Origin of the sequence: Neoalteromonas flava (genome assembly GCF_002807685.1) — a bacterium.
Lineage (GTDB): Bacteria > Pseudomonadota > Gammaproteobacteria > Enterobacterales > Alteromonadaceae > Alteromonas_E > Alteromonas_E flava.
The window spans coordinates 48,296-62,041 of record NZ_PEAX01000003.1 but is presented as its reverse complement, the minus strand read 5'-3'; the positions used below and the strand labels follow the sequence as shown (position 1 = coordinate 62,041).

At 46.2% G+C, this 13,746-nt stretch carries 15 protein-coding genes; 10 read left to right on the top strand and 5 right to left on the bottom strand.

Annotation, left to right across the window (positions count from 1 at the left end; all coding sequences use genetic code 11):
- Nucleotides 1–9: 9 nt before the first annotated feature.
- From fadD to CSH92_RS06335, 5 genes are all read right to left on the bottom strand, one after another.
- The gene (gene fadD, locus CSH92_RS06355) at nucleotides 10–1,662 is read right to left on the bottom strand and encodes a long-chain-fatty-acid--CoA ligase FadD (RefSeq protein ID WP_100656799.1); all 1,653 of its coding nucleotides are present in this window, start codon (nucleotides 1,660–1,662) and stop codon (nucleotides 10–12) included.
- Nucleotides 1,663–1,794: 132 nt separating this feature from the next.
- Nucleotides 1,795–2,676, bottom strand: coding sequence for an alpha/beta fold hydrolase (locus tag CSH92_RS06350; protein WP_164084669.1), 882 nt, complete (start codon nucleotides 2,674–2,676; stop codon nucleotides 1,795–1,797).
- Nucleotides 2,677–2,798: 122 nt separating this feature from the next.
- Entirely contained in the window at nucleotides 2,799–3,119 is a 321-nt protein-coding gene (locus CSH92_RS06345; RefSeq protein WP_100656797.1) for a hypothetical protein, read from the bottom strand.
- Between the two features lie 62 nt (nucleotides 3,120–3,181).
- Nucleotides 3,182–3,910, bottom strand: a complete 729-nt coding sequence (gene tsaB, locus CSH92_RS06340; RefSeq protein WP_100656796.1) for a tRNA (adenosine(37)-N6)-threonylcarbamoyltransferase complex dimerization subunit type 1 TsaB — start codon at nucleotides 3,908–3,910, stop codon at nucleotides 3,182–3,184.
- A gap of 1 nt (nucleotide 3,911) precedes the next feature.
- Nucleotides 3,912–5,870 carry a DNA repair helicase YoaA gene (locus CSH92_RS06335; RefSeq protein WP_100656795.1) on the bottom strand — a complete coding sequence of 653 codons (1,959 nt, stop codon included), beginning with the start codon at nucleotides 5,868–5,870 and terminating at the stop codon, nucleotides 3,912–3,914.
- A 232-nt stretch (nucleotides 5,871–6,102) separates the two neighbouring features.
- Between CSH92_RS06335 and CSH92_RS06330 the strand changes: the two genes are divergently transcribed.
- Genes CSH92_RS06330 through CSH92_RS06285 form a run of 10 tightly spaced genes read left to right on the top strand, consistent with a single transcriptional unit; the run spans nucleotide 6,103 to nucleotide 13,646 of the window.
- On the top strand, nucleotides 6,103–6,606 hold the full coding sequence (locus CSH92_RS06330) for a Na+/H+ antiporter subunit E (protein ID WP_100656794.1): 504 nt from the start codon (nucleotides 6,103–6,105) through the stop codon (nucleotides 6,604–6,606).
- Nucleotides 6,607–6,617: 11 nt separating this feature from the next.
- Nucleotides 6,618–6,920, top strand: a complete 303-nt coding sequence (locus CSH92_RS06325; RefSeq protein ID WP_100657449.1) for an MrpF/PhaF family protein — start codon at nucleotides 6,618–6,620, stop codon at nucleotides 6,918–6,920.
- Nucleotides 6,917–7,243 carry a monovalent cation/H(+) antiporter subunit G gene (gene mnhG / locus CSH92_RS06320; protein WP_100656793.1) on the top strand — a complete coding sequence of 109 codons (327 nt, stop codon included), beginning with the start codon at nucleotides 6,917–6,919 and terminating at the stop codon, nucleotides 7,241–7,243. Before CSH92_RS06325 ends, mnhG begins: the two co-directional genes overlap by 4 nt.
- Complete coding sequence (locus CSH92_RS17210) at nucleotides 7,240–7,830, top strand: DUF4040 domain-containing protein (protein WP_100656792.1); 591 nt, start codon at nucleotides 7,240–7,242, stop codon at nucleotides 7,828–7,830. Before mnhG ends, CSH92_RS17210 begins: the two co-directional genes overlap by 4 nt.
- A complete protein-coding gene (locus CSH92_RS17205; protein ID WP_100656791.1) occupies nucleotides 7,817–8,242 on the top strand; it encodes a Na(+)/H(+) antiporter subunit B in 426 nt (141 codons plus the stop codon). The genes CSH92_RS17210 and CSH92_RS17205 overlap by 14 nt, the downstream gene beginning before the upstream one ends.
- Nucleotides 8,239–8,598 carry a cation:proton antiporter subunit C gene (locus CSH92_RS06305; protein ID WP_100656790.1) on the top strand — a complete coding sequence of 120 codons (360 nt, stop codon included), beginning with the start codon at nucleotides 8,239–8,241 and terminating at the stop codon, nucleotides 8,596–8,598. Before CSH92_RS17205 ends, CSH92_RS06305 begins: the two co-directional genes overlap by 4 nt.
- Entirely contained in the window at nucleotides 8,595–10,100 is a 1,506-nt protein-coding gene (locus tag CSH92_RS06300; RefSeq protein ID WP_100656789.1) for a monovalent cation/H+ antiporter subunit D family protein, read from the top strand. Before CSH92_RS06305 ends, CSH92_RS06300 begins: the two co-directional genes overlap by 4 nt.
- Nucleotides 10,100–11,629: a proton-conducting transporter transmembrane domain-containing protein gene (locus tag CSH92_RS06295; protein WP_100656788.1), complete on the top strand. Its 1,530-nt coding sequence runs from the start codon at nucleotides 10,100–10,102 to the stop codon at nucleotides 11,627–11,629. The genes CSH92_RS06300 and CSH92_RS06295 overlap by 1 nt, the downstream gene beginning before the upstream one ends.
- Nucleotides 11,626–11,961, top strand: coding sequence for a hypothetical protein (locus tag CSH92_RS06290; RefSeq protein WP_240612752.1), 336 nt, complete (start codon nucleotides 11,626–11,628; stop codon nucleotides 11,959–11,961). The genes CSH92_RS06295 and CSH92_RS06290 overlap by 4 nt, the downstream gene beginning before the upstream one ends.
- Nucleotides 11,961–13,646: a Na(+)/H(+) antiporter subunit D gene (locus CSH92_RS06285; RefSeq protein ID WP_100656787.1), complete on the top strand. Its 1,686-nt coding sequence runs from the start codon at nucleotides 11,961–11,963 to the stop codon at nucleotides 13,644–13,646. Before CSH92_RS06290 ends, CSH92_RS06285 begins: the two co-directional genes overlap by 1 nt.
- Nucleotides 13,647–13,746: the final 100 nt, after the last annotated feature.

Below are 13,746 nucleotides of genomic sequence, written 5' to 3'. Positions count from 1 at the left end.
GTATATCCTTTAATCGCGTAACTCTCGACGTAAAATTTTACCCACATTGGTTTTTGGTAAATCCTCTTTAAATACCACGTGCTTAGGTACTTTGTACCCTGTCAGGTGTGTTCGACAATGTTCAATCACCATGGTTTCAGTTAACTGCTCATCTTTTTTCACGACGAAGAGCTTAACCACTTCACCGGAAACTTCATGTGGCACACCCACTGCGGCAGCCTCTAACACCATGTCATGCATAGCTGCCACTTCTTCAATTTCATTTGGGAAGACGTTAAAGCCAGAAACCAGGATCATATCTTTTTTGCGGTCGACAATATAGAAATAACCCTCTTCATCCATCCGCGCAATATCACCGGTGGCGAGCCAGCCGTCTTTTATGATTTCGGCCGTTGCTTCCGGACGATTCAGGTAGCCCAGCATGACCTGCGGTCCTTTCACCCACATTTCGCCGACTTCACCTGGCGCTACCTCATTGCCATCCTCATCAACCAATTTAATGTCCGTCGACGGTACAGGCATACCGATACTGCCCTTGTACTCTTCAAGTTGCGGCGGATTAACAGTTACTACCGGTGAACACTCGGTAAGGCCATACCCTTCCAATAACACCGTTTTAGTCACTTTGTGCCATTTTTCAGCCACGGGGCGTTGCACCGCCATGCCGCCGCCTAGACCAAACTTAAAGTGACTAAAATCAAGTTCACTAAACCCTGGTGTATTCAACAAGCCATTAAACAACGTGTTAACTCCAGGCAACACCGCAAATGGGTATTTACTGAGCTCATTGACAAACGCTGGCATGTCGCGCGGATTGGTGATCAATAAATTAGGACAGCCAAATTTCATGAATAGTAAGCAGCTACCTTGCAATGCGAAGATATGATACAGCGGTAATGCAGTAACCACTAAGTCCTCACCCGGCGTTATTGCGGTGGAGAGTAGCCCGGAGATTTGCTCTAAGTTGGCTACCATATTTCGATGGGTTAGCATGCCGCCTTTGGATACGCCCGTAGTACCGCCAGTATATTGCAAGAAAGCAATTTCAGTATTTTTAATATCTGGTCGCGTATAGCTTTGTGACGCGCCTTGCTTTAATGCTTGGGTAAAACGCTGTGCACCGGGTAGATCGTAAGCAGGGATGAGCTTTTTGACATGTTTGATGGCAAAATTGACGATCCAGCGCTTAGGTGCCGGTAACATATCTCCGACAGATGTCAGAAGTACATTTTCAACAGGGGTATTTTTAATAACTTGCTGCAATGTAGTCGCGAAATTTTCAACAATCACAATCGTTTTTACATTGGCATCAGTCAGCTGATGTTGCAGTTCACGTGGGGTGTAAAGTGGGTTGACATTAACCACCACCATCCCAGCACGCAGAACTCCAAATATAGCGACCGGGTATTGGAGTAAATTCGGCATCATGATGGCTACAGAGTCACCACGCTTTAGACCTGAATTTTGCAGGTATGCAGCAAACTGTTTTGACTGCTGATCAATTTCAGCGAACGTCGTCGAGTGCCCCATATTGATATAGGCAGTTTTATCGCGATACTTTTCAACAGATTGCTCAAATACATCAACCAATGACGAGTAAACATCAGGATCGATTTCAGGCGCTATGCGAGGGTCATAGTGCTGCAGCCAAATTTTTTCCATGGTTATTCCAGCTTTTAGTTTTCTTGATTATTAGTTTCAAGCCTTTGTCGCAGTAGGCATATACAATGGCTCTTTACACATGGTAGTCAAAGTTAACACAAAGTTAAATCTATGCGATGAAGTAATTTACATTTACGCAGCATTTGTCGACAAAAATTCGGTAATTTCCCGACTGATGTGCTCAGGATGTTGCATATGGCAATGATGCCCACCGTCAACTTCTCGGTAAGTTGCAGTATTAAACCAATGCAGCTGCTCTGAACGCGTTTTATCCCCATAGACCAAGCCTTCTTTCGCAAGCAGTAACAAAACCGGGCACTTGATAGCTGTCACAAGTTCGCGCGCTTGCCGCTCTGTTAAGCGCAGCAATGATTGATTGCGTAATCGCCTGTCAGTGCGCCACTCAATGAGTCCCTCGGTTTCAATGTTGGCGGCTTCAATAAAACTAACCGAACGCTGCAAGAGCAATTGAATTTGCGCTTTGTCCAAGTCGCTGTGTGCGCTACGCTGATTTACGGCGTAACTAAAAGGAATGGGTGCTGGCCTAGAAGCTCTGGTTCTACGTTTGCTGCGCTGTTCAATACCGGTTTTTATGCTGGCAAGCGTTTGTTGTGAGTGCAGAGGACCACATGCATCTATTGAAATAACCGCGCGAACGCGCTCAGGGAAAACAGCTGCGAATATACTTGCCAGGATCCCTCCCATACTATGACCAACCAAGGTGACACTTGGCCATTCCTGAGATACCAGCAATTGATACAAATCGTCGATATAGTCTAATTGGTTGTATTCACTTCCTAAGGGCCGATGCTGCGAATGTCCATGCCCGGGCCAGTCAATGGCGATAAAGTGAAAGTCGTTGAAATAGGAAACCATTGGAACAAAACTATTCGCGTTATCCAACCATCCATGCAGAGCCAATAGCACTGGTTTGCCTTGCCTACCATTACTCAATCCAGCCAATGTGATGTGTGGCAACTCGAATGTTACCGGGTGTAATTTAGGATCCGCCACTTCTAACTCCAAGAAATAGATAACGATTGAGTGTAGATACCCGAGGCATGGCGCGGCAAAAACTTGCCGCACCGCATAGCTTTTACGGCAAAGACTGGGCGGGCACGGCAATAAATTGCCGGCTATGCGTATAAATCGATACCCAACAGCCCTCGAACTTCTTCACGTCGCGATTCTCGCTCCAAACTTTGATAAGCGTCTAGCGCTGATTGTACCGGTAAGGGCGGATTATCATAGCCAGCACGGGTATCTTTTCGATATTGATCAGCCCGTTGATAGGCTTCAGCAGATGCTTGTCTAATGACTGTTTGCTGGGCGGGCAATTCGGTTTGAGTGCGCTGTTGCTGTTGCGCACGCGATTCAGCCTCTCGCTCAGGTTGACGCGCAGGCGTGTTAACCACCAATGCGTTTTGCGCAGCAACGATTGAAGACTCAATATCCAAAGACTAACCCTAATGACAGTTTTATGATGAACAACTCAACAATAAAACAAGAATTGTTCCAATTACTCCCTACCTGGTAATTTTTTCCACGTTACAGTGTCACGCAAATAAACCGCTTCAACATCCATTATAGAACATGCTTGTCCTTGCTCGACAGCATTCGCGACAAAGGGCAACATAAACTTAGCGTTTGGTAGCGTTATTGAGGGCACTTTTACCGTGTGCTCATACAAAGCTGTTAACTCGGCATATGCATCCCACCCTGTCCCAGCAGCGGTTGCTGGTGATAGTGTATTTTCTGCAACCATGCGAGTTACCCTCTCTGCCGCTATGTGCGGAGCCAACACTTCTTCTTTATGACAAGGGTACATCGCTCCTTGCTGCCATTGATACGCAGCAAAATACACTTCATTCATGCGTGCATCGATGGCGACATAGGCACAGGCGCCATCAATATTTTGTAGCGATAAGCTTTCATAAGCCATCGCAGCCAAGGTAGATACACCCACAACCGGCGTCTCCAAAGCAAACGCCAGTCCTTGCACGGTAGCCATGGCAATCCTAACCCCAGTGAAACTCCCGGGACCCTGCCCAAAGCCAATGGTATCCACCTGCTGCAGCGCAATCTTTGCTTCAGTGCAGACGTCTTTAACCATGGGAAGAATGCGTTGGCTGTGCTGCTGTGGACAGATTTCAAAGCGAGCAAACACGTCGGTTCCGACCTGCAATGCCACAGAGCATGCCTCGGTTGCTGTATCAATGGTAAGGATAGTTCTCGGGTTGACTGCCATTTTAATTCACTTCTGCGGCTAATTGACTTTTCGTAGTGGATTGCTCAGCTCGAACTGAGGCTAAAAATTCAAGGGTTTTATCCCAATCTCGACTACGCAACATGGGCGGTAAACTGCTGATAAAAATTTTACCATAGTCTTTGGTCACCAGACGATGATCACAAATCACCAACACCCCTTTGTCACGCGCATCTCGGATCAAACGACCAGCGCCTTGTTTCAGCGCAATAACAGCCTGTGGTATCGATATTTGGGCAAAAGGATTACCACCGCGGCGTTTACAATCTTCGCTACGCGCCTGCAACAATGGGTCGTCAGGTGCAGCAAAAGGCAATTTATCAATCATTACGCAGATCAAATCGTCACCGCGCACATCGACACCTTCCCAAAACGCTCCTGTTCCCAGTAATACCGTATCTTTTTCCTCAACGTACCGCTGCAGTAATTCTCGTTTTGAGGTCGCACCTTGGACTAATAAGGTCTTTTCCGTTAACCCCTCCAACGATTCAGCGACAGCGCGTAACGTGGCATGACTAGTAAACAACAAGAAACAACGCCCACCGCTGGCCGTGATAATATCCAATGCAATGTCAGTTAACCGTTGATTGCGCTGCGGATGATTCGGCTCAGGTAGATAACGCGGCACACACAGCATAGACTGCTTTTGATAATCAAATGGGCTGTCTAATAGCAAGGTTTGTGCGGTTTCCAACCCCATGCGTGCTTGGAAATGTTGAAACCCACCATCAACCATTAATGTTGCCGAGGTAAAGACCCAGGCTTTGTCAGAATTTTCAATAAATGTGCGAAACTTTGCGGCAATGGATAATGGCGTTAAATGCAGAATGAAATGACGAGGTGTGGTTTCAAACCACAAACTTACACCCGATTTTTCCGTGTCTAGTAAACGCTCCAAGCGCTCGCGTGCTTGATTCAAGCGTTCATAAAACGTATCCAAGTCTTTGTCTCGCCCAATGTGTAATTTCATGACTTCCTGTAATACGCCTAGTGCATCTTGAACTCGACTAATGCCGGTGAAAATCACATCATCATGCAATCTTTTGCGCCAATCTCCCCGCTGCGACGCCTCACCCAACAATAATCGAAAATCCATCAACAGTTGGCGACATTTCTCCGCCGCTTTATCGAGCTGTTGAGCGTCTTTCAAGACTGTTCTGTACAGGGTGTTGATATCGCGGCACATATCCATCAATTGGCGACTAGATAATGCTTCGCCAAAGTATTCACTGGCAATTTCAGGGATCTGATGGGCCTCATCAAAAATCACCGCGTCGACATCAGGGATCAGCTCACCAAAGCCGGTATCTTTAAGCGCCATATCAGCGAAAAACAAGTGATGATTAACCACCACAATATCCGCTTCCATCGCTTTTTTACGGGCTTTCACCAAATAACAATCACCATACTCGGGGCAATCTTTGCCAGCGCAATTATCCACTGTCGAGGTAATTAGTGGCAGCACTTTGGCATCTTCGGGGATTGTCGATAACTCGCCAACATCACCGCTACGCGTGGTTGTCGACCATTTGCGCACGTGTGTCATTTGTTCCAGCGTTTCAGCGTCTAATAAGGTGGTAGCCCGATTATTTTGCGCCAGTCGATGAATACATAAATAGTTAGCTCGGCCTTTCAATAAAGCGGTTTGCCTTTCACCACTAAGGACTTTCTTTATCACGGGCAAATCACGATGATAAAGCTGCTCTTGCAAATTTTTCGTTCCCGTCGAAATAATGATCTTGCGCTGACCACTCAGTGCGGGAGCTAAATAAGCAAAGGTTTTTCCGGTTCCTGTCCCCGCCTCCACAATCAAAGACTCGCGCTGTTTCAATGCGGTGCTAACAGCAAGAGCCATTTCAGTTTGCGACTCACGTGGTAAAAAGCCATCAATGGTCTGGGCTAATAGACCGTCCGGTGAAAATATTTTAGCGATACTTGGCATTAAAAAAGACTATTCATTTATCGACAATGAATTATGCCAAATAAATTCAGCGAGGTCGCCCTACCAAAGCATGGGAAACGAGGATTTAAAGATAAATCAAATAATTATCCATCAGTATTTTCGTTGTTATTATCATTAAAAATCAGATCAAAGACTGCAATATTATTAATTTCTGTGGTAAAAATAATCAGCCATTAACATTTTACTTACAATGCTGAAGTAAGGAGATAGGGTGAAATACGCATTTCGACTGGCGATTATTCTGGCGTTACTTTGGTTATTGCTGTCCGGCTATTACCATCCTCTGATGTTAACCTTTGGTGCGTTTTCTGTGCTCTTTGTCGTTTGGTTAACCAGCCGTATGGACGAAGTTGATAAAGACCGATTTACTTTATTCGTAACAGTCGACTTTGTTGTCTTTCTCTTCAAGCTTTTCAAACGAGTTATCTTATCGAATATCGATGTAACGTTGCGGATTATCGGAGTTAAACCCGTCCAATCACGTTTTATTGAACTTGAAATGCCCTTTGATGACGATTTAAGCAAAGTACTCTACGCCAACGCCATAACCCTGACACCCGGAACATCAAGTGTATCGATGGAAAACGGGAAGTTGCTGGTGCATACGCTGAGTGAAGAAGGTGCCGCTGATCTCGAATCTGGCGATATGCTGGGCATAATGCCGCGCACCAGCGAATATCGCAAAGCCATGAAACAACAGGAGCAGCAAAAGTAATGGAACTCTCAATGACTACTGTCTACCTAGTGGCAGGAATTGCGATAATGGTCACGATGGCACTAGCCGTTGCACGAGCGTTACTTGGACCAACCGTATTCGACCGCATATTGGCGGTTAATATGTTCGGTACCAAAGCAGTTCTGCTAGTCGCTGTATTTGCGTTTTTCTCCGGGCGCCCGGATCTGCTCGATATCGCATTACTTTATTCATTACTCAACTTCATCGGCGTGGTCGCGGCACTGCGACTGGTTGAACGCGGCAAGTTTTTTGCCGATAGTCGGGAATCTGAGCAGTCTGGAGGCCCGTTATGATCCTCGATGTATTAAGCATCTTATGCATTGCTCTTGGCTGTTTTTTGAGCCTTGTTGGTGGAGTTGGCATGTTTCGCCTCCCCGACATGTACACGCGACTGCATGCCGTTGGGATCACAGATACATTGTGCAGTTTTCTGATATTTTTTGGCTTAGCGATCCAAGCAGGCTTAAGTTTAGTGTTGTTTAAGCTGTTGTTCGTATTCATGTTTTTACTGTTTACGTCGCCGGTCTCTTCATTCGCATTGGCCAATAATGCATGGCGTTATGGTTTACGTAGTATGGAAGAAGCAAAGGCTGCGAATAAAGGGGAGCAAGCATGAGTTTAATCATCAATCTAATTTTACTCATCTTCTTACTCATTATGGCTATCGCGATCCTGCGTGTTCGCCATTTGCTTGCTATGGCTATGCTGTTTGGGCTCTACAGCTTATTAGTTGCTGGGGTATTTGTTGTGCTAGATGCTCCTGATGTAGCTTTTACCGAAGCCGCAGTGGGCACTGGTATATCGACGGTATTAATGCTGGTTACGCTGGCGTCTATTCGCAATGGTCATGAAGCCAAAACCGACTCACATACCAAAACTGGTCCATTGTTGTTGTCTTTCGTCATGGGCGCAGCACTAGTATATGGCACCCACGACATTGCCGAACTCGGCGATCCAGACGCTGCGCCGCATAAAGAGGTCGGTAGTTATTATATTCGCGTAGGTCAAGCCGAAACAGGTGTACCTAATTTAGTCACTGCGGTGTTGGCAAGTTACCGTGGCTTCGACACTTTAGGCGAAGTTACTGTGGTATTGACTGCCGGACTGGCGATTTTAATGCTTCTAAGTCGAAGAGAAAAGGTGCGGGTAAAGCTGAAAAAATCACCCTCTACTGATACAGGAGGTGAACATGACGCCCGATAATCTCATCCTCAAAGTTATCACGAAATGGCTGGTCCCTATCATTTTACTGTTTGCGTTTTATGTTCAATTTCATGGCGACTACAGCCCTGGTGGTGGGTTTCAGGCTGGCGTGATTTTCAGTTCAGCATTTTTACTCTATGCCTTGGTTTATGGCTTGGATGCAACTGCGCGGATCTTACCCGATGAAAAGCTCCGCATCGCCGCGTGCATAGGCGTCCTGCTCTACGCGGGTGTGGGTATTGCTGCCATGCTTAAAGGAGGCAACTTTTTGGATTATAGCGTTTTGGCTGATGAGTCGGTGAATGGCCAGCATGTTGGTATCATTCTGATCGAGCTAGGGGTTGGCATAACCGTTGGCTCTGTGATGCTGCTCATTTTCTTCACCTTTGCCAGAAGGATTGCGCCCAAATGATTGAATATATTATTGGCCACATAAATTATTGGTTGATTATCGCGGTAATGATGGTGGGTCTGTACACCTTGATGAGTCGTTCCAACATGATCAAAAAGATGGCTGGACTGGCGGTATTCCAAACCGCTGTCATTTTGTTTTATGTCAGTTTAGGCAAGGTCGAGGGTGGTACGGCTCCCATTGTTGCAGAGGGTTTCACTATATATTCCAACCCTCTACCGCAAGTGTTAATGCTAACTGCAATTGTTGTCGGTGTAGCAACCACCGCGTTGGGCTTTTCTTTGATTATTCGGATCAAAGAGGCTTACGGCACGATAGAAGAAGACGAAGTACTGCAAAAGGATGCTGAAGAATGAACGCACAGTTAACGGTCTTACTGGTTGTACTGCCCTTAATCTGTGCCCCCATTACCGCAATGCTGCGGGGCAAAGGGGTCGCATGGTTTTTGTCTTTTGTCCTAAGTTTAGTTTGTTTTGGGCTGTCATTGTGGCTGCTAGCCGATGTTGTCGGTGGCAAAGTCTTACATTACGAATTAGGCGGGTGGCGACCACCGTGGGGAATTGAGTATCAAATTGATGCACTAAATGCACTGATCGCGGTAATCGTCACCGCGATGGCGAGTCTCGCGATGCTGTATGCACCTAAGAGCGTCGAAAAAGAGATTTCTGAACATGTTGTTCCGCTGTTTTACGCCACATTCCAATTGTGTTTACTCGGCCTTCTGGGCATTGCATTAACCGGTGATATCTTCAATTTATTTGTATTCTTAGAGATTTCTTCGTTGTCATCCTATGCTCTCATTGCAATGGGTAAACACCGAAAAGCACTGACTGCGGCATTTTACTACCTAGTGCTTGGCACCATGGGCGCAACTTTCTTTTTAATTGGCGTAGGCATGCTGTATGCCGCCTCGGGCAGTCTGAATATGGCTGATATCCTGGCGCGTTTTGGTAATTATCAAGAGCAACAATTAGTTACCACTTCATTGGCATTTATTTTAGTGGGCGTAGCGCTAAAAGCGGCCATATTTCCGCTGCACAGTTGGTTACCCTCAAGCTATAGTCAAGCACCATCTGTAGTCAGTGTATTCTTAGCCGCCAGTGCTACCAAAGTTGCGATCTACGTGCTGATACGTTGCCTATTTAATGTCTATCCTATGGAATACTGGACAACCATAGTGTTACCTGACCTTTTGGTCGGCTTAGGCTGTGTTGGCATATTGTATGGCTCATTCAGAGCGTTTGGGCAGCTCGATATGAAACGCTTACTGGCGTATTCTTCAGTAGCGCAAATTGGTTACATGGTTGTCGGTATCGGATTAGTTAATCAAACTGCAATGACGGCTAGTCTGCTGCACCTTTTTAACCACGCAGTAATGAAAGCTGCCTTATTTATGGTGGCTGGCATTCTACTTTATCGCGCAAACACAACATACCTAAAAGATTTGCACGGTTTAGGGCGTGACGACCCGCGCACGCTTCTGGCCCTAGCCATAGCCGGATTAAGCCTAATTGGAATGCCCGGCACAGTTGGGTTTATCAGTAAATGGTACTTAATCTCCGGAGCTCTAGAGGTTGGCCGCTGGTATGTAGTATTGGTGGTTCTCGCCGGGTCGGTGCTAGCCATCCTATACGTGTGGAAAATGATTGAGTCCTTGTATTTTGCCCGCGCTGAGAAACCCCACGTTCACCATGTCACACCAGGAACCGAAGATGTTGCCCATACCCCGGCGAGTATGAGTATCGCCTTATGGTTAGCCGTAATTGCGTGTATCTACTTTGGTCTCGACACTGATTTTTCAAGGCACGCAGCAGAGACAGCTGTAAAAGCGCTGTTTAGTCAGCAAGGAGGCTTGTAATGGGAGCCCTATTTGCGTTAGAAAACCTGCTCTTGCTCAGCTTCATCGTGCCGCTAGCTGCGGCGCTAATCATCAGTCGCCTCGATGATGAGCCGAACGTGCGCGAAGGTGTAACCATCATTGCGGCAGTATTGTTATTTACTATTAACGTGCTGATTTATTTAGCATTACCAGAAGCTACTAATTTTAGCTTAACGCTTGCCGAACCAATGCCCGGCCTAGCAATTGCCTTTGGCATTGAGTCCTTTGGAGTTATGTTCGCGTTAATAGCAAGCGGCTTATGGATTGTGACCAGTATCTACGCCATCGGTTATATGCGCGGTCATCATGAGGAAAATCAAACGCGGTTTTTTATGCTATTTGCAATAGCATTGGCTGGTGTGATGGCGATTGCCTACTCAAAAAATCTCTTAACACTATTCCTGTTTTATGAAGTATTAACTGTTTCTACTTACCCCTTAGTCACTCACGCTGGCACTAGTAAAGCCCGTAAAGGCGGCCGTACCTACCTAACGCTACTCATGGGTTCTTCCATCGTGTTCTTTTTACCCGCAATTATTATTGTGTATAGCGCCACCGGTAACCTCGATTTTAAAGCCGGCGGTTTTCTCGCGGGGCAATTTGATCCCGCATGGTTGGCGCCCTTAATGCTGCTGTTTCTGCTTGGTATTGGTAAAGCTGGCATGATGCCTATGCATAAATGGCTACCTGCAGCAATGGTCGCTCCCACCCCGGTAAGCGCATTATTGCACGCCGTAGCCGTAGTTAAGGCCGGAGTGTTTAGTATTCTCAAGATTGTTATGTTTGTGGTTGGGCCGGATTTTTTAAGTCAAACCACCAGCACACACTGGTTACTTTGGCTTCCCATGATTACGATTGTCGTTGCCTCATTAATCGCTATGACAAAAGACAACCTCAAAGAACGTTTAGCCTACTCCACTATTAGCCAGCTAAGCTACATCATCTTAGGCGCACTGCTTGCGAATTCGATGGGCTTATTAGGAGGTTCACTGCATATTGCTATGCATGCTTTTGCAAAAATAACCCTGTTTTTCGCAGCGGGTGCCATATTAGTTGCTACGCATAAGACTTTAGTTAGCGAACTGGATGGTTTAGGCCGTTATATGCCAGTGACATTCACCCTATTTTTCTTGGCAACTTTGTCAATCATAGGTATTCCTTTGTTAGGGGGTATGTGGAGTAAATGGTATTTAATTTCGGGCGTATCCAGTTTTGCCGGCAATGCGATAATTGGTTGGGCACTAATGCTAACCTTAGTAATTAGCTCGCTGTTAAACATTGCCTATTTGTTAGTGATCCCGGTGCGGGCTTTCTTTGCTCAACCGCTGTCCGACAAGCAATATCAGGAGGCGCCTCTCCCCTGCCTGATTGGCATGCTGATCCCAGCTGCACTTTGTGTTTATCTGTTTTTTGACCCCGATATCTTTTACCAATTAGCAAGTGCGGCTTTACCTAACGATGCTCAAGCCGCATTACCGTCAATTAGTCTAGGAGCGTCTTCACAATGAGTTTGCATGAAAAACCCTCTCAGGCGCACCATGAGATGCATGGGGAAAGTCCTGGTTTCTTTGACAAGCCCGACACTGTTAAGTGGATACTGCGTGTATTTTACGCATTATGTGTGCTTCTAGTTGTGCTCGATTTCGTGGTTCATCGTCACATCTATGTAACTTTCGAAAACATCCCCACATTCTATGCATTGTATGGCTTTGTAGCCTGTGTCGTACTCGTACTTTTAGCCAAAGTGATGCGTATTCTGCTGATGCGCAGTGAAGAATATTACGAACCCGCCAACACGGATGAAAATAGCGCTGCAGGCAGCAATGGGAGACTAGATTAATGTGGATTGATAATCTCCCTCCATTCGTCATATTCTTTATTGCCGCCGTTTTTGCCGGTTTTCTAACCGGTCGAGCTCGACTACTTTTACTTCTCGTCCCCGTTTGGGGCGGGTTGAATATGCATTTCACGCTAGATGCAGTCAGTGCTGTTAATATTGAAATTTTAGGTTTTGAATTAGGACTGCTTTCAGTCGACAAACTCGCCATGATGTTTGGTTATTTGTTCCATGTGGCAGCATTACTTTCATTGATTTATTCCCTACATGTTGAAGATAAAGTACAACAAGTAGCTGGCTTGCTATATGCAGGAAGTGCCCTAGGTGCAGTTTTCGCCGCAGACTTTATTACCTTGTTTGTTTTTTGGGAATTACTGGCATTAACCTCCGTTTTCTTAGTTTGGGCGCGACGCTCGTCATCCGCTCTGCGGGCCGGGAACCGTTATCTGGTTATTCAAGTTCTGTCAGGCGTGCTGCTTCTGGCTGGAGCTGTCATGCTGGCGAAGCAGGGTAATAGCTTAGCCATTCAGCATGTGGGATTATCAGGCACCGCCAGTTGGCTTTTATTTATCGCTTTTGGAATAAAAGCCGCGTTCCCATTTATGCATACCTGGCTTACTGACGCATACCCTGAGGCCACTCCCACCGGTACTGTATTCTTATCAGCCTTCACGACCAAAGTCGCCATATATGCGTTAGCGCGCACTTTTGCCGGTGAAGAGTTGCTGGTTTACATCGGCGCAGCTATGACGTGTTTCCCAATATTCTATGCGGTGATTGAAAACGATTTACGTAAAGTATTGGCGTATAGCCTTATCAACCAATTAGGCTTTATGGTTTGCGGTATTGGCATCGGTACAGCGTTAGCGCTCAATGGTGCAGTTGCACATGCTTTCAACGATGTCATCTTCAAAGGCTTACTGTTTATGACCATGGGCGCTGTGCTCATGCGGGTCGGCCATGTGAAAGGTTCTGATCTCGGTGGCTTGTATAAAACCATGCCTAAAACCACAGTATTTTGTATTGTTGGTGCAGCATCTATTTCCGCGTTCCCATTGTTTAGCGGGTTTGTCAGCAAGAGTATGGTTATGGCGGCAATGATAGAGGCTGGTCATGAATACCTCTGGCTAATGCTATTATTCGCATCTGCGGGTGTATTCCACCACGCTGGTATTAAGATCCCGTTTTTTGCATTCTTTGCTCATGATTCTGGACTGCGGCCAAAAGAAGCACCGACGAATATGTTAATCGCGATGTTTATCGCCTCTGTGTTGTGTATTGCGATCGGCTCATACCCACAGTTAGTCTATCAATTGTTACCGTGGGAAAATACCTATCAACCGTATGACATAACCCATACCTTGACTCAGCTACAATTACTCTTCTTCTCTGCTTTGGCGTTTGTCTGGTTAAATCGTCAGGGGTTATATCCACCTGAGCTGCGCAGCGTTAACCTAGATGTTGAGTGGTTATATCGACGTATGCTGCCGACGTTAAGTATGGCGATTCGCTCCACACTTTCAGCGACAAAGCGGGTGATTAATCTGCAATGGAACGCAATCCTGGACCAATTACCCAATATGGATACAGAGAGCAGCGCCACAGGTACTCAGTTGACTCGGCGCATGGCGTATTTGTTTGTCATAGTGATCGTAATTGGGATTTTGGTAGAGCTGTTTAGTAAATAGAATTAACTCGAATGCAGTTCGCGCTTGTGAACTGCGATTTGTGCTCAGCAAAAGCGTACCAGCCTTAGCTTCGCTTCACACTGACGGTAGTGCACAAGTA

Bases quoted from the DNA above. Each gene is read 5' to 3' on its own strand.
- fadD (WP_100656799.1), bottom strand. From the start codon at position 1,662: ATGGAAAAAATTTGGCTGCAGCACTATGACCCTCGCATAGCGCCTGAA.
- tsaB (WP_100656796.1), bottom strand. From the start codon at position 3,910: ATGGCAGTCAACCCGAGAACTATCCTTACCATTGATACAGCAACCGAG.
- CSH92_RS06335 (WP_100656795.1), bottom strand. From the start codon at position 5,870: ATGCCAAGTATCGCTAAAATATTTTCACCGGACGGTCTATTAGCCCAG.
- CSH92_RS06325 (WP_100657449.1), top strand. From the start codon at position 6,618: ATGACTACTGTCTACCTAGTGGCAGGAATTGCGATAATGGTCACGATG.
- mnhG (WP_100656793.1), top strand. From the start codon at position 6,917: ATGATCCTCGATGTATTAAGCATCTTATGCATTGCTCTTGGCTGTTTT.
- CSH92_RS17210 (WP_100656792.1), top strand. From the start codon at position 7,240: ATGAGTTTAATCATCAATCTAATTTTACTCATCTTCTTACTCATTATG.
- CSH92_RS17205 (WP_100656791.1), top strand. From the start codon at position 7,817: ATGACGCCCGATAATCTCATCCTCAAAGTTATCACGAAATGGCTGGTC.
- CSH92_RS06305 (WP_100656790.1), top strand. From the start codon at position 8,239: ATGATTGAATATATTATTGGCCACATAAATTATTGGTTGATTATCGCG.
- CSH92_RS06300 (WP_100656789.1), top strand. From the start codon at position 8,595: ATGAACGCACAGTTAACGGTCTTACTGGTTGTACTGCCCTTAATCTGT.
- CSH92_RS06295 (WP_100656788.1), top strand. From the start codon at position 10,100: ATGGGAGCCCTATTTGCGTTAGAAAACCTGCTCTTGCTCAGCTTCATC.
- CSH92_RS06290 (WP_240612752.1), top strand. From the start codon at position 11,626: ATGAGTTTGCATGAAAAACCCTCTCAGGCGCACCATGAGATGCATGGG.
- CSH92_RS06285 (WP_100656787.1), top strand. From the start codon at position 11,961: ATGTGGATTGATAATCTCCCTCCATTCGTCATATTCTTTATTGCCGCC.